This is a genomic window from Streptomyces sp. NPDC030798, assembly GCF_055572275.1.
In genome coordinates, this window is record NZ_JBVIDR010000003.1 from 306,071 (window position 1) to 325,283 (window position 19,213).

The 19,213-nt window shown below is 73.8% G+C and carries 20 protein-coding genes; 7 read left to right on the forward strand and 13 right to left on the reverse strand.

The window, feature by feature from the left end; translation table 11 throughout:
* Positions 1–50 precede the first annotated feature (50 nt).
* On the forward strand, positions 51–2,267 hold the full coding sequence (locus ACZ404_RS09680; protein ID WP_468438148.1) for an FUSC family protein: 2,217 nt from the start codon (positions 51–53) through the stop codon (positions 2,265–2,267).
* A gap of 144 nt (positions 2,268–2,411) precedes the next feature.
* Here the strand turns inward: ACZ404_RS09680 and ACZ404_RS09685 are convergent, their stop codons facing one another.
* From ACZ404_RS09685 to ACZ404_RS09695, 3 genes are all read right to left on the reverse strand, one after another.
* The gene (locus ACZ404_RS09685; RefSeq protein ID WP_468437718.1) at positions 2,412–2,774 is read right to left on the reverse strand and encodes a DUF5133 domain-containing protein; all 363 of its coding nucleotides are present in this window, start codon (positions 2,772–2,774) and stop codon (positions 2,412–2,414) included.
* 64 nt (positions 2,775–2,838) lie between these two features.
* A complete protein-coding gene (locus ACZ404_RS09690; RefSeq protein WP_468437720.1) occupies positions 2,839–3,690 on the reverse strand; it encodes a SigB/SigF/SigG family RNA polymerase sigma factor in 852 nt (283 codons plus the stop codon).
* A gap of 235 nt (positions 3,691–3,925) precedes the next feature.
* Positions 3,926–4,360 carry an ATP-binding protein gene (locus ACZ404_RS09695; protein ID WP_468437721.1) on the reverse strand — a complete coding sequence of 145 codons (435 nt, stop codon included), beginning with the start codon at positions 4,358–4,360 and terminating at the stop codon, positions 3,926–3,928.
* Positions 4,361–4,498: 138 nt separating this feature from the next.
* On the opposite strand from ACZ404_RS09695, the gene ACZ404_RS09700 reads away from it, so the two are divergent.
* Positions 4,499–4,741: a hypothetical protein gene (locus tag ACZ404_RS09700; RefSeq protein ID WP_468437722.1), complete on the forward strand. Its 243-nt coding sequence runs from the start codon at positions 4,499–4,501 to the stop codon at positions 4,739–4,741.
* A 279-nt stretch (positions 4,742–5,020) separates the two neighbouring features.
* Positions 5,021–5,479 carry a cyclic nucleotide-binding domain-containing protein gene (locus ACZ404_RS09705; RefSeq protein WP_468437724.1) on the forward strand — a complete coding sequence of 153 codons (459 nt, stop codon included), beginning with the start codon at positions 5,021–5,023 and terminating at the stop codon, positions 5,477–5,479.
* 14 nt (positions 5,480–5,493) lie between these two features.
* On the opposite strand, the gene ACZ404_RS09710 is transcribed toward ACZ404_RS09705, so the two are convergent.
* Positions 5,494–6,795 carry an MFS transporter gene (locus ACZ404_RS09710; RefSeq protein WP_468437726.1) on the reverse strand — a complete coding sequence of 434 codons (1,302 nt, stop codon included), beginning with the start codon at positions 6,793–6,795 and terminating at the stop codon, positions 5,494–5,496.
* A gap of 115 nt (positions 6,796–6,910) precedes the next feature.
* Positions 6,911–7,525, reverse strand: coding sequence for a LysE/ArgO family amino acid transporter (locus tag ACZ404_RS09715; RefSeq protein ID WP_468437728.1), 615 nt, complete (start codon positions 7,523–7,525; stop codon positions 6,911–6,913).
* Positions 7,526–7,591: 66 nt separating this feature from the next.
* On the opposite strand from ACZ404_RS09715, the gene ACZ404_RS09720 reads away from it, so the two are divergent.
* Positions 7,592–8,476: a LysR family transcriptional regulator ArgP gene (locus tag ACZ404_RS09720; protein WP_468437730.1), complete on the forward strand. Its 885-nt coding sequence runs from the start codon at positions 7,592–7,594 to the stop codon at positions 8,474–8,476.
* Positions 8,477–8,533: 57 nt separating this feature from the next.
* On the opposite strand, the gene ACZ404_RS09725 is transcribed toward ACZ404_RS09720, so the two are convergent.
* Positions 8,534–9,238, reverse strand: coding sequence for a TetR/AcrR family transcriptional regulator (locus tag ACZ404_RS09725; RefSeq protein ID WP_468437732.1), 705 nt, complete (start codon positions 9,236–9,238; stop codon positions 8,534–8,536).
* A 138-nt stretch (positions 9,239–9,376) separates the two neighbouring features.
* On the opposite strand from ACZ404_RS09725, the gene ACZ404_RS09730 reads away from it, so the two are divergent.
* Positions 9,377–10,597: a saccharopine dehydrogenase family protein gene (locus ACZ404_RS09730; protein ID WP_468437734.1), complete on the forward strand. Its 1,221-nt coding sequence runs from the start codon at positions 9,377–9,379 to the stop codon at positions 10,595–10,597.
* 123 nt (positions 10,598–10,720) lie between these two features.
* Positions 10,721–10,972: a WhiB family transcriptional regulator gene (locus ACZ404_RS09735; RefSeq protein WP_468437736.1), complete on the forward strand. Its 252-nt coding sequence runs from the start codon at positions 10,721–10,723 to the stop codon at positions 10,970–10,972.
* A 23-nt stretch (positions 10,973–10,995) separates the two neighbouring features.
* Here ACZ404_RS09735 and ACZ404_RS09740 read toward each other — a convergent pair whose 3' ends face one another.
* The 5 genes from ACZ404_RS09740 to ACZ404_RS09760 all read right to left on the reverse strand — a co-directional run bounded on the left by ACZ404_RS09740 (position 10,996) and on the right by ACZ404_RS09760 (position 16,300).
* Complete coding sequence (locus ACZ404_RS09740) at positions 10,996–11,445, reverse strand: DUF6098 family protein (protein ID WP_468437738.1); 450 nt, start codon at positions 11,443–11,445, stop codon at positions 10,996–10,998.
* A gap of 85 nt (positions 11,446–11,530) precedes the next feature.
* The gene (locus ACZ404_RS09745) at positions 11,531–13,360 is read right to left on the reverse strand and encodes a sensor histidine kinase (RefSeq protein ID WP_468437740.1); all 1,830 of its coding nucleotides are present in this window, start codon (positions 13,358–13,360) and stop codon (positions 11,531–11,533) included.
* Entirely contained in the window at positions 13,357–14,061 is a 705-nt protein-coding gene (locus ACZ404_RS09750) for a response regulator transcription factor (RefSeq protein WP_468437742.1), read from the reverse strand. Before ACZ404_RS09750 ends, ACZ404_RS09745 begins: the two co-directional genes overlap by 4 nt.
* Before the next feature lie 28 nt (positions 14,062–14,089).
* A complete protein-coding gene (locus ACZ404_RS09755; RefSeq protein ID WP_468437744.1) occupies positions 14,090–14,830 on the reverse strand; it encodes a L,D-transpeptidase family protein in 741 nt (246 codons plus the stop codon).
* Between the two features lie 42 nt (positions 14,831–14,872).
* Entirely contained in the window at positions 14,873–16,300 is a 1,428-nt protein-coding gene (locus tag ACZ404_RS09760) for a M1 family metallopeptidase (RefSeq protein ID WP_468437746.1), read from the reverse strand.
* A gap of 170 nt (positions 16,301–16,470) precedes the next feature.
* On the opposite strand from ACZ404_RS09760, the gene ACZ404_RS09765 reads away from it, so the two are divergent.
* Positions 16,471–16,821, forward strand: coding sequence for a DUF488 domain-containing protein (locus ACZ404_RS09765; RefSeq protein WP_468437748.1), 351 nt, complete (start codon positions 16,471–16,473; stop codon positions 16,819–16,821).
* Between the two features lies 1 nt (position 16,822).
* On the opposite strand, the gene ACZ404_RS09770 is transcribed toward ACZ404_RS09765, so the two are convergent.
* Together ACZ404_RS09770 and ACZ404_RS09775 are read right to left on the reverse strand one after the other, a co-directional pair.
* Complete coding sequence (locus tag ACZ404_RS09770; RefSeq protein ID WP_468437750.1) at positions 16,823–18,496, reverse strand: FAD-binding dehydrogenase; 1,674 nt, start codon at positions 18,494–18,496, stop codon at positions 16,823–16,825.
* A 29-nt stretch (positions 18,497–18,525) separates the two neighbouring features.
* Complete coding sequence (locus ACZ404_RS09775; RefSeq protein ID WP_468437752.1) at positions 18,526–19,170, reverse strand: TetR/AcrR family transcriptional regulator; 645 nt, start codon at positions 19,168–19,170, stop codon at positions 18,526–18,528.
* Between the last annotated feature and the right edge of the window lie 43 nt (positions 19,171–19,213).

The window sequence follows — 19,213 nt, forward strand, 5'->3', positions numbered from 1 at the left end:
GGAGAGAGCACGGCGGCGTGAGCGAAGCGGTTCGGTCGGGCTGGGCACGGATGTGGGACCGGCTGGCGGCGTCCGATCCCGGCCTGCTCCGGCTGACCGCGGGCCTGCGCACCGTCACCGCCATCGCGCTCACCCTGCTCGTGCTGGCCGTGCTGCGGGTGCCGGTGCCGCAGCTGGTGGCGGGCGCCATGGCCGCGATGGTCGCGACCTTCGCCATCCGGGAGAAGCAGCGCTCCCGGCAGGCCGTCACTCTCGCGCTGGGCCTGCCGGTGGCGCTCGCCTCGGTGTCCGTGAGCACGCTGCTGAACCACTGGGTCGTCGTGGGCGACCTCTTCTTCGTCGTGCTCATCTTCTGCGCGGTCTACGGCCGCCGCTTCGGCGAGCGCGGCACCGCCCTGGGTCTGATCTCCTTCCAGGTCTACTTCCTCTCCCTGTTCGTGCGTGCCGCGCCCTCGGCGCTGCCCGCCCTGTGCGGGGTGATCACCGTGGCGTTCGCCTGCAGTGCCGTCGCCCGCTTCGTGCTGCTCCCGCAGACCCCGGCGGGCACGCTGGACCGGCTGCGGCGGGCCTTCCGCGCCCGGCTCGGGCAGCTGATCGCCACCCAGGTGGAGCTGCTGGACGCCGGTCCCGAGGAGGTGGAGAAGAGCCTGGACGACCTGCGCACCGGCACCGCCCGGCTGCACGAGACGGCGCTGATGATCCAGGGCCGGCTGGAGGACGGCACCTCTGACGAGGCGACGGCACGACTGGTGCAGCGCCGGATCGCGGACGCCGAGATCGCCGCGGAGCGGCTGGGTCTGCTCCTGCTCACCGCGCGCAGCGCCGAGCGCACGGACACCCTGACCCTGCACCTGCCCGGCGCCCCCCTGCCCTCCGGCGGCGCGCTGCCCGTGCGGGACGAGGCGACGGCGGTCCTGCGCCGGGACCTGGGGGCGCTGCGGCTGCTGGTGCTGCGGCCGGTCGGCGAGGCCTCGGGGACGGCGCTGGCCCACGTGCGCAACCGGCTGCTCGGCTACCGCGAGGAGGACAACCTGCCGAAGGCCTCCCCCGCCGTGCAGGACGTCTTCCGCGGTCTCGGCGAGGCCGCGCGCGCCGTGCTGGGCCTCAGAATCGCCCTCGACGGCCCGCAGGACGAGTCGGACGACTCACCGGCCACGGCCCGCTCGCGCGAGGAACTGGACGCCGAGGACGCGGCCATCGAGAGCAGCGAGGAGGACGAGCCGGCCGAGCCGGAGCCGACCGGTCTGGCGCGGCCCACCACCCGGGCGGCGGTGCAGGTGGCCGTCGGCTCCTCCCTCGCCATCGCCGGCGGGGAGCTGCTGTCCACGCAGCGCTGGTACTGGGCGGTGCTGACCTGCTGGATCGTGTTCATCAACACCGCGTCCACCGGCGAGATCCTGGTCAAGGGCTACCGCCGGCTGCTCGGCACGGTGCTCGGCGTGGTGGCCGGGATCGGGCTCGCGGGGCTGGTCGGCAACCACACGTGGACGGCGTTCGGCCTGGTGCTGGTGTTCATCTTCGCGATGTTCTACAGCGCGCCCCTGTCGTACACGCTGATGTCGTTCTTCGTGACGGCGATGCTGGGGCTGCTGTACACGTTGCTGAACACTTACAGCACGGCGGTGCTGCTGCTGCGGGTGGAGGAGACGGCCCTGGGCGCGGCGTGCGGGGTGATCGCGGCGGCGGTGGTGCTGCCGGTGCACACCGACCGGCGCACCAACGACCTTCTCGTCGCCGTCCTCGACAAGCTGGCGGACGTCACGCGGGGCGCCGTCGACCAGCTGAGCGGCGGGGCGCCGGGCGACCTGGTGGAGCAGGCGCGCGACCTGGACCAGGCGCTGGCCGACCTGCGCGCCGGCACCCAGCCGCTGACCCACCCGATCACTCCGCTGCGCTCCCGCCGCGACACCGCGCGCTATGTGGTGGCGCTGCTGGAGACCTGCGCGTACCACGGGCGGTCGCTGGCGGCCACCGCCGAACTGCTGCCCACGCACCCGTCGATCGCCGCCGATCCCCGGCTGCGGACCGCGTGCGGGCGGATCGTGCACAACATCGAGGCGATCGCCGCGCATGTGCGCGATCCCCGCTCCCCGGACGCCGTCGAGTCCGGCCCCAGCATCGCGTCCCTGCTGGAGCCGGGCACCCTGCGCACCCCGCGCTACGGGCGCGTGACCGACCGGGTGCTGCGCCATCTGCAACGCCTGGACGAGGCGGTGTCGGGCCTGGCCCGCCCGCTCGGCATGGTGCCCGAGCGGGCGAAGAGGTGACAGGCGCTGCGCAGACGCCGCGGGAGGCGCCGGCACGGGACGCGGCGGGTTACGGCGCCACAGCGTCCGCGGGGAGGCGGGTTAGGGCGCCGCACCATCCGCGGAGAGGCCGTCACGGCGCCGCACCATCCGCGGAGAGGCCGGTCACGGCGCCGCCGCGTCCGCGGGGAGGCGGGGTATGCGTCCGGCGCGTTCAGCGTGTTCGGCTCCGGCGTGTTCGGCGGTCTTCACATGCAGAGCCGTGGCGTCGGCGAGGAGCCCGTCCGGTGTGGCCGGCGGTTCGGACCGGGGCGCGGCCGGGGCGACCGGAGCGGGTGCCGTCGTGGCCAGATGCATGCGGGCCGTGTCCAGGGCGTGTCCGATCTCGCGCGTGCCGGTGGACACGCACAACGTGTAGGCGAGGTCCCGCAGGCGCGGGCTCGGCGCCGCCGCGGGCGCCTCCTCGGCGAGGAGTCTCTCGTACTCCTCGACGAGCCGGCGCAGGACGGCGGGAGGGGGCATCAGCATCGGGGCAGGCTCCTCGGTCCGGGGCGGGGGGTCGGCGGGGCCGGCGTGGCGGGGCGGTCCGGCATCACAGGGCGGTCCGGCCGCCGGGCCGCTGCCCCAGCACCTCGTCGCGCACCCGGGCGCAGCTGCGGCTGATGAGCCGGGAGACGTGCATCTGGGAGATGCCGAGCCGGTCGGCGATGCGGCTCTGCGTCATGTCCTCGAAGAAGCGCATGTAGAGGATGGCCCGCTCGCGCTCGGGCAGCCGGCGCAGGCCCTCCTTGGCGGCCTCGCGGTCGACGACGACGTCGTAGGAGGAGTCCGTCGCGCCCAGGGTGTCGGCGAGGCTGTAGCCGTCGTCGCCGCCGGCCAGCTCGGCGTCCAGCGAGAGGGTGCTGAAGCTCTCCAGCGCCTCCATGCCGGCGGAGACCTCCTCCTCGGTGAGGCCGGTGTGGGCGGCGATGTCGGCGGCGCTGGGCTCGGGGCTGCCGGGGTTCTGGGTGAGTTCGCGGCGGGCCACGCGCACCCGGTTGCGCAGTTCCTGTACCCGGCGGGGGACCCTCAGTGCCCACATCCGGTCCCGGAAGTGCCGCTTGACCTCGCCGGTGATCGTGGGAACGGCGTAGCTCTCGAAGGCGCCGCGAGAGGGGTCGAACCGGTCGATGGCCTTGACCAGTCCGAGTGCGGCCACCTGACGCAGGTCCTCCACGGACTCCCCGCGGTCGCGGAATCGGCCCGCGATCCGGTGGGCCATGGGCAGCCACGCGGTCACCAGTTCGTCGCGTACGGCGTCCCGCTCCGGGCCGTCCTCGAGCTCCGCAAGCCGGGCGAAGAGTGCCGTGGTGTCGGGAGCGTCGTCATGGGTCCGCCGCGCGGGCGCGGCGGGGGCGGTGGTGTCGGGCGTGCCGGGACGGCTTGTCGACATGTCGGTCAGCATGCGGAATCGCTCCTGAACGATGGTTTCAGGGCCGGCCGGAAACCTGTTTCCCGGGGCCTGGCCCGAACGGTGCTGTCAGGTATCGCCGCGGAGATGCCACAGGGCCCGCCGGAAGGGGGCCCGCAGCAGCCGTGTTGTCTCCGCTGGGCGCGCGCCTCCGGTCCGAAGCACGAGATTCCGTCTGCCCGTCCGCCCCGGCGGCAAACGCCGCTCGCCGGAACTTCGCCCACCGGTCTCAGCGCAGGGGGACGACGGCCGTGATGCACTTGCCGCCGCGCGGCAGGTCGGCCACCCTGACGTCGCGCGCCAGCCGGCACACGATGGGCCAGCCGCGGCCGCCGAGCCGGGTACGGCCGCGCTCGTCGACCGGTGCGGCGACCACCGGGAGCTCGTCGCTGCGGTCGCTGACCGAGACGCTCACATCCCCGCCGTCGACGTCGACGTCGAAGCCGGTGATGCCGCCGCCGTGCAGGATGGCGTTGGTGGTGAGTTCCGAGGTGACCAGCAGGGCGTCCTCGAGGGCCTCGGCATCGCAGGTCAGCGCGCAGGCCCTGCATCGCTCGTGCACCACCCGCCGGACGGTGCGGCGGGCGTCGGCCGGCCGGGACGGCAGGGTCCGGCACGGTTCCCTGAGACCCGTCGAGGAGTTGCTCCGATGCTTCTCGCGCATCCCTTTCCCTCCCTGTATCGTGCCCGGTTCGCCGGGTTCTCCTTTCCGGCTGACCCCCTTCGCCGGGGATCAAACACCGCTGTCGCGCACCGTCGGTGCCGGTGCCATCACCGGCGGACGGCCGGGTACCCGGTTCGTATGACCGATGTGGTGGACGCGGACGAACTGTTGCGACGCATCCGGCGGGGCCGGGACCGGGCGGCCGAGGAGGAGCGGGCCTGGCGGGAGCGGGCGCAGAGCCTGACGGCGACGGATCCGGACGGGGCGCGGGAGGCGTCCGTGCGGGCGGAGACGTACGACGCGGTGCTGCGGGTGCTGGAGGAGATCGTCGATCCCGGCGGGCCGCCGGCGACCGCGCCCGGAGTGAAACAGGTCACGTGACCCGCGAACGATTGGGCGAACCCTCTCCAAATGGTTTAGTGTTCATCCATACGTGGTGACGGAGTCGACCGAGCCGTCCTCCCTCGCCACCGCATACGGCCCTGGCTGGCCTCCCCCGTCCAGCCAGGGCTTTTTCATGTCCGCGCGGCGCACGGCCGGTGAGAACCCGCGTCCTTCGAGGTGCCCGGGGCGGCGGCAGCGGCTGAAATGGGAGTGGGGAAGCACCGAGGGATTCACCGAGGGAAGCATCCGTACCGCTGCCGGCGAGGAGCCCGCGCGATGACCAAAGCGATAAAACTGCTGACCGCCCTGCCGCAGGCCCAGCGCGAGCGGCTGATGGAGGTGGCCAAGGAGGTGTCCTTCCCGGAGGACACCCGGATCTTCGAGGCCGGCGGCACCGCCGACCGCTTCTGGGTGATCCGCTCGGGCGCGGTCCACCTCGACCAGCAGGTCACCTCGCGGCAGCGGGTCACCGTGGCCACGCTGGGGGCCGGCGACATGCTCGGCTGGTCGTGGCTGTTCCCGCCCTACCAGTGGGACTTCGGCGCGGTGGCCTTCAGCAACGTGCGCGCCTACGAGTTCGACGGGCCGTCGGTGCTGGCGCTGTGCGTGGAGGACCCGCTGCTCGGACTCTCGCTGGTGCGGACGGTCGCCGAGATCCTCGCCCACCGGCTGGAGACCACCCGCGGCAAGCTGCTGGACCAGTACGCGATCCGGCGGCGCAGCGGGCTGCTCTGAGCCCGCGACGGCCCTCAGATGCGGTACCGGCGCAGTGCCGGGACCGCGGCGGCGAGGGCCAGCATCACCGCGACGACCAGCGCGCCGCCGATGGCCACCGCGGCCCGGGGCCCGAAGGCCGAGCCGGCGGTGCCGTGCAGCACGTCGGCCAGGCGCGGGCCGCCCACGACGACGACCGTGAACACGCCCTGCATCCGGCCGCGCATCTCGTCGGTCGCGGCGGACAGCAGGATGGCCCCGCGGAACACCATGGAGATCATGTCGGCCACCCCGGCGGCGGCGAGGAAGGCCGCGGCCAGCCAGAGGTTGCCGCTGAGCCCGGCTCCGGCGACGGCCACGCCCCAGCCGACGACCGCCCCGATCACCAGCAGACCGTGCCGGCGCGCCCGGGAGAAGACACCGGAGAACAGACCGCCGAGCACCGCGCCGACCGGGATCCCGGCGAACAGCACACCGAGCGCGAGCCCCTCGCCCCAGGGCGCGTAGGTCTGCGCGGCGAGCTGCGGGAACAGGGCCCGGGGCATCCCGAACACCATGGCGACGATGTCGGCGAGGAAGGACAGCAGCAGCACCTTGTGCCCGGCGATGTAGCGGAAGCCGGCCGCTATCTCGCGCACCCCGGCCCGGCGGACCGGCCGGTCGCCCAGCGGCGGCAGCGCGGGCAGCCGGAACACCGCCCACACGGTGACGCACAGCGCCAGCGCGTCGATCAGGTACAGCTCGGGCAGCCCGACGACCGGGATCAGCACACCCGCCAGCAGCGGGCCCGCCACCGCGCCGGTCTGCATCACCGTCGAGCCGAGCGCGTTGGCGGCCGCCAGCTCCTGTGCGGGGACGAGGCGGGCGATGGAGGCGTTGCGGGCCGGGGAGTTGAGGCCGAAGAACGCCTGCTGCACGGCCAGCAGCACCATCAGCACGGCGACGGAGTCCAGTCCGGTGACGGCCTGCGCCCAGAACAGCAGTGAGGTCACGGCGATCCCGGTGTTGGTGACCAGCAGCAGCTTGCGCCGGTCCACCGTGTCGGCGACCGCGCCGCCCCACAACGCGAACACCACCATGGGCACCAGGCCCGCGAGGCTCGCGTAGCCGACCCAGGCCGAGGAGTGGGTGATGTCGTAGATCTGCTTGGGCACGGCGACGGCGGTCAGCTGGCTGCCCACGGCGGTGACGGCGGTCGACGACCACAGGCGCCGGTAGGCCGGGATGCGCAGGGGCCGGGTGTCCATCGCCCAGCGGCGCCAGCCGCGCCGGGGCGGGGCCGGCGCGGCCGGTTCTGCGGTGTCGGGCGCGGTGCTGCTGCTCTCGCTGGTGTCCACGGGTGTCCTGGTCGCTCGGCAGAGGTTGGTGCGTGTACGGCAGAGGTTGGTGCGTACACCTTTCGGTGCGGGGCTCACTATGGCAGCACCGGCCGGGTGTGCCGAATTCTTTGTTTCAGGATCCCGTGACGAGCAGGGCGCCGAGGCCGAGCATGGTGACCGCGACCAGGCCGTCCAGCAGCCGCCAGGCGGCGGGCCTGGCGAGGACCCGGCCGAGCAACCGGGCGCCGAAGCCCAGGGCGGCGAACCAGCACAGGCTCGCCAGGGCGGCGCCGAGTCCGAAGGTCCAGCGCAGCGGGCCGCGGTCGGCGGCGAGGGAGCCGAGCAGGAAGACGGTGTCCAGGTAGACGTGCGGGTTGAGCCAGGTCATCGCGAGGCAGGTGAGGACCGCGCGGCGGCGGGAGCCGGCCGCCTCGCCCTCCGCCCGCAGGCCGGTGCCCGGCCGCAGGACCCGGCGGGCGGCGAGGGCGCCGTAGCACAGCAGGAACACGCCGCCGACGAGGCCGACGGCCCGTACGGCACCCGGCCAGGCCACCACGACCGCGCCGACGCCGCCGACGCCCAGGGCGATCAGGACCGCGTCGGACAGGGCGCAGATGCCGACCACGGCGAGGACGGCGTCCCGGCGCACCCCCTGGCGCAGGACGAAGGCGTTCTGGGCGCCGATGGCGACGATCAGGGAGAGGCCGGTGCCGAATCCGGCGGCCGCGGCGGTCAGGGCGTGGTGCATGCCGTCGACGCTAAGGGCGCCGCCACCTTGCGTACAGCTAAAGATTCTTACGTACCCTTAGCTGTTGTGATGACAGAGCTTCCCCTGGACCAGGTGCGGACACTGCTCGCCGTGGTGGACGAGGGCACCTTCGACGCGGCGGCCGCGGCCCTGCATGTGACGCCGTCGGCGGTCAGCCAGCGGGTCAAGGCGCTGGAGCAGCGCACGGGGCGGGTGCTGCTGCAGCGCACCAAGCCCGTGCGGCCGACGGAGTCGGGGGCGGTGCTGGTGCGCTACGCCCGGCAGCTCGCCCGGCTGGAGCGGGACGCGCGCGGTGAGTTGGGGCTGAGCGGCGCCGGGGAGCCGACACGGGTGTCGGTCGCGGTGAACGCGGACTCGCTGGCGACCTGGTTCCTCGGCGCGCTCACCCGGGTGCCGGGGCTCTGCTTCGAACTGCACCGGGAGGACGAGGCGCACACGGCGGCGCTGCTGCGCGAGGGTCTGGTGATGGCCGCCGTGACCTCCTCCCCCGAGCCGGTGCCGGGCTGCTCGGTGCGGCCGCTCGGCCGGATGCGGTATCTCCCGGCGGCCGCACCGGAGTTCGCAGCACGCCACCTGGACGGGCCGCTGCCCGAGCTCCTGCCCGGGGCGCCCGTCGTGGTCTTCGACCGCAAGGACGACTTCCAGGACGGCTTCGTCCGCCGGCTCGGCCGCCCCGGCGCCGGTCCGCTGCGGCACTACGTCCCCACTTCGGAGGGCTTCGCCGACGCGATCGCCGCCGGTCTGGGCTGGGGCATGATCCCGGAGGCCCAGGCCACTCCGCTGCTCCGCCAGGGCCGCCTCACCCTCCTCTCCCCCACCGACTGGGTCGACCTCCCCCTGTACTGGCAGCAGTGGAAGCTCGACTCCCCGGCCCTGGCCTCCCTGGCCGAGGCGGTGGCGGCCACGGCGCGGGAGGCCCTGCGCGACTGAGGGGAGCCGCGGCAGCGGTGGCTCCCGGTGACGGACCGGTGGTCTCGGGGCGCGGCTTCAGCCCGCTGACGTCAGACAGGCCTCCGCGCCGTCCAGCAGCATGTCCAGGGCCGTCGGATAGGCGCTGGTGAGCATGCGGCGGGCCAGGAGGGGGGCCGCTTCGGCGATGCGGGGGTGGGTGGTACGGGGCAGGCGGGCGTAGGTCGAGCGCCACTGCTCCTCGTCGGCCCGCTGGGTGGCGGTCGGCAGCGTCAGGGAGGCGGAGTCGAGCGCGGCGAAGGCCAGGGTCTGGTCGATGAAGGCGTGGTAGATCCGGACCGTGTCCGGCAGCGGGAACCCGGCCCGGCGCAGCACGCCGAGCACCGCCTCGTCGGCGGCGAGTTCGTGCGCCCGGCCGGTGACCCGGTTGGCGGTGAGCAGCGCGGCCTGCGGATGCGCGACGTACGCGGCGTGAATGCGCAGCCCGATCGCCCGCAGATCCGCCCGCCACCGCCCGGTCGGCGCCCACCCCTGCAGCGCCTGACCGATGAGCGCGTCCCCGATGGCCAGGGTCAGCTCGTCCATGCCGCGGAAGTACCGGTACAGGGTGCTGGGGTCGCAGTCGAGGGCGAGGCCCAGGCGGCGCGCGCTCAGCCCGCCGCTGCCGTGCTCGCGCAGCAGCCGCAGCGCGGTGGCGACGATCAGCCGTTCGGACAGCACGGTGCCGCCGCGGGTCGGACGTCGCCGGCGGCGCTTCTCCTCGGGCACGACGGGCTTGGGCACGGTCGGTCCTCCCTGGGGCCCGGGGACGGGCACGCTTATGCCAACGCCATTGACCTTATGACACTCCGGGGCGTTGTATTCCGGCCGAGGCGCGCCCGCCATGTATCCGACCCCTCACTCCAGGCAGGAGTTTCCGTCATGCGTGTACTGCTCGTGGGAGCCGGCGGTGTGGGCACCGCGATCACCCGGATCGCGGCCCGGCGTCCGTTCTTCGACCTGATGGTGGTCGCCGACCACGACCCGGCCCGGGCGGAGGCGGCGGTCGCGGCCCTCGGCGCTGCCGGCGACCGGTTCCGTGCCGCCCGGGTGGACGCGGCGGACGAGGCCGCCGTGGCCGGGCTGCTCGCCGGCTCCGGCTGCGACGTGCTGCTCAACGCCACCGACCCGCGCTTCGTGATGCCGCTGTTCCGGGCGGCCCGCGCGGCCGGCGCCACCTATGTCGACATGGCGATGTCCCTGTCCCGGCCGCACCCGGAGCGGCCGTACGAGGAGTGCGGCGTCAAGCTGGGCGACGAGCAGTTCGCGCTCGCCGAGGCGTGGGAACGGGCGGGCGCGCTCGCGCTCGTCGGCATGGGTGTGGAGCCCGGCCTGTCGGACGTGTTCGCCCGGTACGCGGCGGACGAGCTGTTCGACACCATCGAGGAGATCGGCGTCCGCGACGGCGCGAACCTCACCGTCGAGGGCCACGACTTCGCGCCCTCCTTCAGCATCTGGACCACCATCGAGGAGTGCCTGAACCCGCCGGTCGTCTACGAGGAGGGGCGCGGCTGGTTCACCACCGCGCCGTTCAGCGAGCCGGAGGTGTTCGACTTCCCCGCGGGCATCGGCCCCGTGGAGTGCGTGAACGTCGAGCACGAGGAGGTGCTGCTGATGCCGCGGTGGGTCGGCGCGCGCCGGGTCACGTTCAAGTACGGGCTGGGCCGGGACTTCATCGAGACCCTGAAGACCCTGCACCGGCTGGGACTCGACCGCACGGCGCCGGTGACCGTGCCCGGCCCGGACGGCCCGGTCGGGGTCTCCCCGCGCGACGTGGTCGCCGCCTGCCTGCCCGACCCGGCGACCCTGGGCGAGCGCATGCACGGCAAGACCTGTGCGGGGACCTGGGTGCGGGGCACGAAGGACGGAGCCCCGCGCGAGGTGTACCTGTACCACGTGGTCGACAACCAGTGGTCGATGGCGGAGTACGGTTGTCAGGCGGTGGTGTGGCAGACGGCCGTCAATCCGGTCGTCGCCCTCGAGCTCCTCGCCACCGGTGCCTGGTCGGGCACGGGCGTTCTGGGACCCGAGGCGTTCCCCGCGCGTCCGTTCCTCGACCTGTTGAGCGCGTACGACTCCCCCTGGGGTCTGCGCGAGCAGTGACCGGGCCGCGGTCGTCGCCCGATCCTTCCGTCGGTTGTGCCGTTTCATACCGCTCCGACCGGTCACCCGAACCCGACGTACACAAGCGACAGGCACGGACGACTTCGATCGCAGGAGAACCCGATGGACAACTGGCGCGACCATGCCGTGTGCCGTCAAGAGGACCCCGACCTGTTCTTCCCCATAGGCACCACCGGGCCCGCGCAGGTGCAGACCCAGCGCGCGAAGGCGGTGTGCGGGCGCTGCCCCGTCCAGCAGCAGTGTCTGGACTGGGCGCTCGACACGGGCCAGAGCATCGGCATCTGGGGCGGTACGACCGAGCTGGAGCGGCGCTCGCTGCGGCGCCGCGCCCGCTCACGGCCGCGTTCGGGCTGAACCGGTGACCGACCGGGGGCCGCTCAGCGTCCGCTGCGGCGCAGCGGCCCCCACTCGTGTTCCTGCCGGGCGACCTCGGCCCTGGCCTCGTCGATCATGTCGTCGGCGATCCAGCACATCGGGTCCACGTCCACGACGAGAGGCTCGTTGTCCGGGCCGCGGCCCGTCTCCCGGCCCCTGAGGACCCAGGGACGCACCCCGGGACCCTTCTCGTGCGGCAGGTGCGCGTAGTCGAACAGCCGCCGCGCCACCCACAGCTCCACCGACCGGTCCTGCCACCAGTCCTCGACGTCGAGCGGGTTGGCGGACAGCCCCGGCATGGGTACGCCGGTGAGCTCGTCGGTGCTGGAGACCTCGCCGAGGTCCGGCCCGGGGCCCTGGGACCAGCGCACGTACAGGCCGTGGTGGGTCTCGACCAGGCGGGCCAGTTCGGCGAGTCCGGACACCACCGGCAGGTCCTCCGATGTGCTCATGGCATGACCTCCCTCGGCTGCTGTGTCGCGCGACCCGGAGTACCCCCGGCGGGCGCCGGGAATCGCCACCTGCGGCGTCGTGCCCTCAGGTCTCGTCGCCCGGCGGTGCGGCAGCGGGCAGCCGCAGGGTGAACACCGCTCCCCGGCCGGGCTCGCTCGCGGCCTCCGCGGTGCCGCCGTGGGCGGCGACGAGGTGGCGGACGATGGGCAGGCCGAGGCCGCTGCCGCCGGTGCGGCGGCTGCGGGACTTCTCCGCACGCCAGAACCGCTCGAACACGTGGGCGAGGTCCGCGGGGGCGATGCCGCTGCCGGTGTCGGTGACCGTGAGGACGACCTCCTCGCCCTCCCGCCGGGCGGCCAGGGTGACCGTGCCGTCGGCGGGGGTGTGCCGCAGCGCGTTGGAGACCAGGTTGCCGAGCGCCTGCCGCATCCGTACCGGATCGGCGGCCAGCCAGGCGGTGCCGTCGGCCTCCGTGCGCAGCGCGACCCCGGCGGTGGACGCGGCCACCCGGTGGGCGGCGGCCACTTGCTCCAGCAGGTCGCCGGCGCGCAGCGGCTCGCGGTGCAGGCGCAGGGTTCCGGCGTCGGCGGCGGCCAGGTCCTGCAGGTCGTCGATGATCCGCTGGAGGACCAGCGCCTCCTCGTGCAGGGAGTCCAGCAGGGCGGGATCGGGGGCGACGACGCCGTCGCGGACGACTTCCAGCCAGCCCCGGATGTTGGTCAGCGGGCTGCGCAGTTCGTGTGCGATGTCGCTGACCATGGCCTTGCGCTGGGCCTCCAGCCGCTCACGGCGCTCGGTCAGGTCGTTGAAGGCCTCGGCGAGGATGCCGGTCTCGTCCCGGGTGGTCACCGGCACCCGTACGTGCAGCTCGGGCGGCGCTCCGGCGGCCTCGGTGAGTGCGCGCAGGGGCCGGGAGAGCCGGACGGCGACGACGGCGGTCACGGCGACGGTGACGGCGAGGACCAGGCCGGCCGCGCCGACGACCTTCGCCTTGTTGGCCGGGGACATGTCGAAGCGGGAGGGGTTCTGGTCGCCGATGCCGAGGAACAGCTCGGCGACCGGCGACACGTAGGGCTCCAGCTGGGTGCGGCGGGCGGCGAGGACGCAGGCGTCCGTGCGCGCGGCCAGACCGCTGCCGGGCCGCGCGTACTTCGACATCGGGAAGCCGCCGCCGAAGGCGTCCCGCCCGGTGGGGTCGAGGGAGAGGAACAGCGGTCCGCCGAGGTCCAGGCCCGCGCGCCTCAGGCAGGGCCGGGCCAGGTCCGACAGGGCGTCCAGCGCCTTCTGCTCCGTCGGGGTGGGAGTGCCCAGCCGGCCGTCCGCGCACTGTTCGGCCGCGTAGGAGGTGTCCGTGCCCTCGGGACCCCTCAGGACGGGGCGTCCGCTGGGGGTGCGGACGACGGTGGCCTCGATGCCGAACCGCTCGTAGCACTGCCGGCGCTTGTCGGCGAGCGCGTCCAGCTCGGCCCGCTCCTTCGCCGTGACGCGGTAGGGCCCCACCACCCGGGGATCGATGCCGCTGAGCTGCGCCCCGCTCTCGGTGTAGGTGTCGGTGCGCAAGGGGTCGACGGTGGCGGCGGGCCGGGGCGGCAGCGGGGTGCCGCGCGGCGCGGAGTCGGCGAGGAGGGTGCGGTCGACGGTGGTGAGGGCGATGCGCCGGCCGGTCTCCCGGGACAGGTCGCGTACGGTGTGCCGGACGTCCGTCCAGTCCGAGTGGGTCGCCGCGTACCCGCTGAGCGTGGCGAGGATGCGGTTGTCGGCGGCGAGGTCCTGGCCCTGCTCCTCCTTCAGGGCGCTGGTGGTGGTCGTCACCGCGAGCCAGGCGGTGGCCGCGACCGAGCAGACGGCGATGAGGGCGGAGACGGACAGCAGCCGGACCAGCAGCCGTTTGCGCAGCGGTATCCGGCGTTTCACGCCCGGCCGCCGTTCAGTTTGTAGCCGACGCCGAACACGGTCACCAGGCGCACCGGTCGGCGCGGGTCGGCCTCGATCTTCCGGCGCAGGTTCATGATGTGCACGTCGATCGCGCGCTCGGTGGAGGCCCGGTCGAAGCCGCGGGTGCACTGCAGCAACTGCCGCCGGGTGAACACCCGGTCGGGTTCGCCCGCCATGGCCAGCAGGATCTGGAACTCCGCCGGCGTGCACTCCACCGGCTCGCCCGCGCAGCGCACCTCGTGCCGCGCGGGATCGACGCTGATCCCGGCGGCCCGTACGACGGGGTCCTCGTCCCGGGTGCCCACACCGCGGCCGCTGCGCCTGAGGACCGTGCGGATGCGGGCCATCAGCTCGCGCGGGCTGTACGGCTTGGTCATGTAGTCGTCGGCGCCCAGTTCCAGGCCGAGCAGTACGTCGTCCTCGGCGGCGCGGGCGGTGAGCATGACCACGGGGATGTCGGGGTCCTCGCCGCCGCGCAGCACGCGGCAGACGCCGAAGCCGTCGATCACCGGGAGCATGAGGTCCAGCACGACGAGGTCGGGCCGGAGCCGGCGGGCCGCGTCGAGCGCGGCCGCGCCGTCGTGCACCACGGTGGCGGTGTGGCCCTCGGCCAGCAGCGAGCGGCGGATCAGTTCGGCCTGCTTCTCGTCGTCCTCGGCGACCAGCACATGTGCGCACACGAGTTCGGATCCTAGGCTGGTCGGCGGGTCAGCGGGCGAGCCGGTCGGCGTGTCCCATGACGACGACCGGGTGCCGGCCCGGGTCGAGCGTGCGCAGCAGCTCCTTCATGTGGGCCCGGGCGACGCTGACGCAGCCGTGCGTGGGGCCGCCGTGGTCGACGTGCAGCCAGACGCCGCCGCCCCGGCCGGGGCCGAGCGGCCGGGTCCAGTCCAGGGGCGAGGTGCCGGGCTCGCGGTTGTAGTCGATGGCGATGACGTAGTCGAAGGACCCGGCGAGGGGTTCGCCCTCGAAGCCGGTGCCGGGCGAGGTGAACCCGGAGGAGTGGTGGTACGGGAGCCGGCTGCCGGGGTCGGGGAGCAGGCCGCCGGCGTCGCTGAGGGTGTAGACGCCGACCGGCGAGCGCAGGTCCCCGGCCCGGTGGTGGCTGCTCCAGCCGTGCAGCGCGTTGTGGCCGGGCCAGGCGGCGCCGGGCTCCCAGCCGCCGGCCGTGCGCCGGTACAGGACGACCGTGCACAGCGGGGAGTTCCGGCCGCGTCCGGTGACGACGACGGCCTGCCGGCAGCGCCCGGGCACTGCGGCGGCCATGGTGGGCCCGAGGCCGGGTATGCCCCGCGGCGCCGCCTCGGCCGTGAACCGGGGCGTGGGGGTGGCCGTCGGCGCCCGGCGGGTGGCCGGGGTCGCGCGTTCGGTCGCCTCGGCTCCGCCGCCGCAGCCGGTGAGCAGCAGCGGGGAGGCGAGGAGAGCGACGGCGGTTCTGCGCTGGATCATGGCTCAGACCCTGGCCGACACTTGTTTGGAACGTGTCAGATTTCAGGCCCGGCCGGGCTTGCCCTCGGTGTACAGCCAGGTGTGGAACAGGGCGTTCAGGTCCTTGCCGGACACGCGCTCGGCGAGCTTTTCGAACTGGGCGGTCGTGCCGTGCCCGGCGCGGTGCCCGGTCGCCCAGGCGCGCAGGATCCGGAAGAAGTCCGCGTCGCCGACGGCCCGGCGCAGCTCGTGCAGGGTCATCGCGCCGCGGGCGTAGACGGGCGTGTCGAAGATGTTCTCGCCGCTGCCGGGGTCGCCGGGCGGGAACGCCCACAGATGGTCGCTCGCGGGGCGGGCGTAGAGGGCGTCGAAGGTCTTCTGGGCGCTGTCGCCGCCGTGCTGCTCGGCGTAGAGCCACTCGGCGTAGGTCGCGAAGCCCTCGTTGAGCCAGATGTCCTTCCAGGCGGTCAGCGAGACGGAGTCGCCGAACCACTGGTGGGCGTTCTCGTGGACCAGGGTGCCGAGGTCGGGCGCCGAGTCGTACAGCGGCCGGCTCTGGGTCTCCAGGGCGTAGCCGACGCCGGGCGCGTGGTCGACGATCGATCCGGCGGCGCGGAACGGGTAGGGCCCGAACAGCTTGCTCTCCCAGGCCAGCACGGAGGGCAGCTTCTTCAGCACGGGCGCGGCGGCACGCGCCTCCCGGGCGTCGACCGCGTTGTACACCTGGATGCCGTCACGGGTCGTGTACCGCTCGACCTTGAACTTGCCGATGGTGGCGGTGGCCAGGTAGGCGGCCATGGGCTCGGCCTGGTGCCAGCGGAAGGTGGTGCGGCCGTGGGCGGTGTGCTCCGAGCGCAGCACGCCGTTGGCGACGGCGGTGCGGCCCTTGGGCACGGTGAGCGTGAAGTCGTACGACGCCTTGTCCTTGGGGTGGTTGTCGGCCGGGAACCAGGTCATGGCGCCCTGCGGCTCGCCCGCGACGAAGGCGCCGTCGTCGGTGGGGATCCAGCCGTCCGCGGAGCCGTCCGGGTCGGTGACCGGCTTCGGCGTGCCCCGGTAGGTGACCGTGACATGGAACTTGTCGCCCTTGCGCAGGGCGTGACGGGGGGTCACGACGAGTTCCTGCCCGCTGCGCCGGAAGGCGGCGGCGGTGCGGCCGACGGTGACGCCGGTGACCTTCAGGCCCTTGAGGTCGAGGTCGAAGCGGGTGAGCTTCTGGGTGGCGCGGGCGGTGAGCACGGCCTTGCCGTCGAGGTGCCGGGAGGCGGTGTCGTAGCGGAGCGTCAGGTCGTAGTGGCTGACGTGGTAGCCGCCGTTGCCGCTGAGCGGGAAGTAGGGGTCGCCCGCGCCGGCCGCGCCGATCGTGCCGGCCGTCGCGGGGCCCGCGGCCCCGAGCAGCGCCGCGACGGCGACGGGAACGGTGGCGAGGACGGCCTCGCGACGAAGGACTGCGGTACGGCGTATCGGGGCCTGTCTGCGCGGTGGTGTCACAAGCGCTCCTCAAAGGGGGGTGGCTGATGATCGTTTCGCGCCCAGACTAGGCGGACGGTGGACCGCTTTCGCCCTCATTCTGGTCAAGTCGCGCCGCGCCGCCGCGCGATGGCTCGAAGGGGCCGACGTAGGCTCGCGACACCGTCCGCGAGCCGAGAGGGGACCCGACCGTGAGCGTGCGCGTGCGCCGGATCTACGAACCGCCCGAGCCCGACGACGGCCTGCGGGTGCTGGTCGACCGGCTGTGGCCGCGCGGGCTGTCCAAGGACGCGGCCCGGCTGGACGCGTGGCCGAAGGGGCTCACGCCGTCGCACGAACTGCGCCGCTGGTTCCACGACACGGAGGGCTCGTACGAGGAGTTCCGGCGCCGCTACGAGGCCGAGCTGGACGCCCCGGAGGCCGCCGAACTGCTCGGCGGCCTCCGGGAGTCGGCCCGGCAGGGCCCGGTCACGCTGCTGACGGCGTCCAAGGCGCCGGAGCGGAGCCATGCCTCGGTGCTGGCGGAGCTGCTGGCGGGCTGAGTCAGGCCGTCTGACGGGCCGCCGCACGTCCGGCCGCCCGGCCGGAGAACAGGCAGCCGCCGAGGAAGGTGCCCTCCAGGGCGTTGTAGCCGTGCACGCCGCCGCCGCCGAAGCCGGCCACCTCGCCCGCCGCGTACAGGCCGCCGATGGGGCTGCCGTCGGCGCCCAGGGCGCGGGAGTCGAGGTCGGTCTGGATGCCGCCCAGGGTCTTGCGGGTCAGCACGTGCAGCCTGACGCCGATCAGCGGGCCCGCGTCCGGGTCCAGGATCCGGTGCGGGGTGGCCACCCGGCCGAGGCGGTCGCCGATGTAGCGGCGGGCGTTGCGGATGCCCTGGATCTGCGCGTCCTTGCTGTAGGGGTTGGCGATCTGCAGGTCGCGGGCCTCGATCTGGCGGCGCACCTCGGCCGCGTCCAGCAGCGGCTTGCCGGCCAGGCCGTTCATCTTCTCGACCAGCTGCTCCAGGTTGCCGGCCGTCACGAAGTCCGCGCCCTTGTCGACGAACGCCTGCACCGGGGCGGGAGCGCCCTTGCCGAGCAGCCGGTCGCGCAGGAAGGCCTTGCGGTCCTTGGCGGTGATGTCGGGGTTCTGCTCGGAGCCGGAGAGCGCGAACTCCTTCTCGATGATCTTGCGGGTGAGGATGAACCAGGAGTGGTCGTACCCGGCGATGTCCTCGGTGGTGCGCAGGTACTCGAGCGTGCCGAGGGTGTCGTACCCGGGCAGGCAGGGCTCGGGCAGGCGGCGGCCGAGGGCGTCGAGCCATATGGAGGACGGGCCGGGCAGGATGCGGATGCCGTGGCCGGGCCAGATGGGGTCCCAGTTCTGCAGGCCCTCGGTGTAGTGCCACATCCGGTCCCGGTTGACCAGGCGCACCCCGGCCTCGGCGCTGATGTCGAGCATCCGCCCGTCGACGTAGGCGGGAACGCCGGTGACCATCTCGGCGGGCGGGGTGCCGAGCCGTGCGGGCCAGTAGCGGCGCACGATGTCGTGGCTCGCGCCGATGCCGCCGCTGGTGACGACGACGGCCTGGGCGGTGAGTTCGAAGTCGCCGAGGCGCTCGCGGTTGGAGGCCACGCCCCGGGGCGAGTCGTCGGCGGCGAGCACGGTGCCGCGCACGCCGCGTGCCGCGCCGTCCTCGATGACGAGTTCGTCGACCCGGTGGCGGTGGTGGAAGGTGAGCAGCTCGTCCCGGGCGGCCTGGCGGGCGTACCGGACGAAGGGTTCGACCACGCCGGTGCCGGTGCCCCAGGCGATGTGGAAGCGCGGTACGGAGTTGCCGTGGCCGTCCGCCCTGAGGTCGCCGCGCTCGGCCCAGCCGACGGTCGGCAGCAGTTCGATGCCGTGTCCGCGCAGCCAGGACCGCTTCTCGCCGGCCGCGAACTCGACGTAGGCGCGGGCCCAGCGCACCGCCCAGGAGTCCTCGTCCTCGACCCGGTCGAACCGGGCGCTGCCCCGCCAGTCGCTCCAGGCGAGGTCGAAGGAGTCCTTGATGCCGAGGCGCCGCTGCTCGGGTGAGTCGACGAGGAAGAGCCCGCCGAAGGACCAGAACGCCTGGCCGCCGAGATTGGCGGCGTTCTCCTGGTCGACCAGGGCGACCCGGCGGCCCCGGGTGGTGAGCTCGTGCGCCGCGACCAGGCCGGCGAGGCCCGCTCCGACGACGATGACGTCCGCGTCCATGGCGATGGGTGTCCTTCCGTCTGCGACTTCTACGACTCGTCCGGCTTCTGTGCCGCGTACGGCGCGCCGCTGCCGTCGGTCAGCAGGGCGGTGAGCAGTTGCCCCAGCCAGGCGCGGGCGGCGTCGACGTCCTTGTCCAGCAGCAGCTGGGTGGTGACGCCGTCGTAGGCCGCGACCACCGCGCGGGCGGCACCGGCGGCGTCGCCGAGCACGGCGGGCAGCGCGGTGTGGCCGCGGGCCCGGGAGAGCCGCTCGGTGATGGCCTCCCGCAGCCGGGTGCGGTGGTCCAGGAGGGCCTGGGCGACGGCCGGTTCACGGGCGGCGTGCACCAGGAAGTCGGTCTTCACCAGCAGCCAGTCCACGTCGAGCAGCAGCACCTCGGTGACCCGGTCCACGGAGGCCGGCACGTCGAGGTCGGGCCCGTCCTGGGCGAGGGCGTCGGCCACCTGGGCGGCGATGAGGTCGGCGCGCTCCCGGTACAGGGCGAAGAACAGCTCGTCCAGGGTGGCGAAGTTGGAGTAGAAGGCGCCCCGGCTGAAGCCGGCGGCCTCGCAGACCTCCTCGATGGAGACCCGTCCGAATCCCTTGGCGGCGAACACCTCGAACGCGGCGCCCAGCAGGCGGGCGCGGGTCTGCTCGCGGCGCCGCGTGACGCGCCTGACCGTCTCCGACATCGGTCCCGCCCCCTCCCGAGTTCGATACAGAAATGTATCGGAT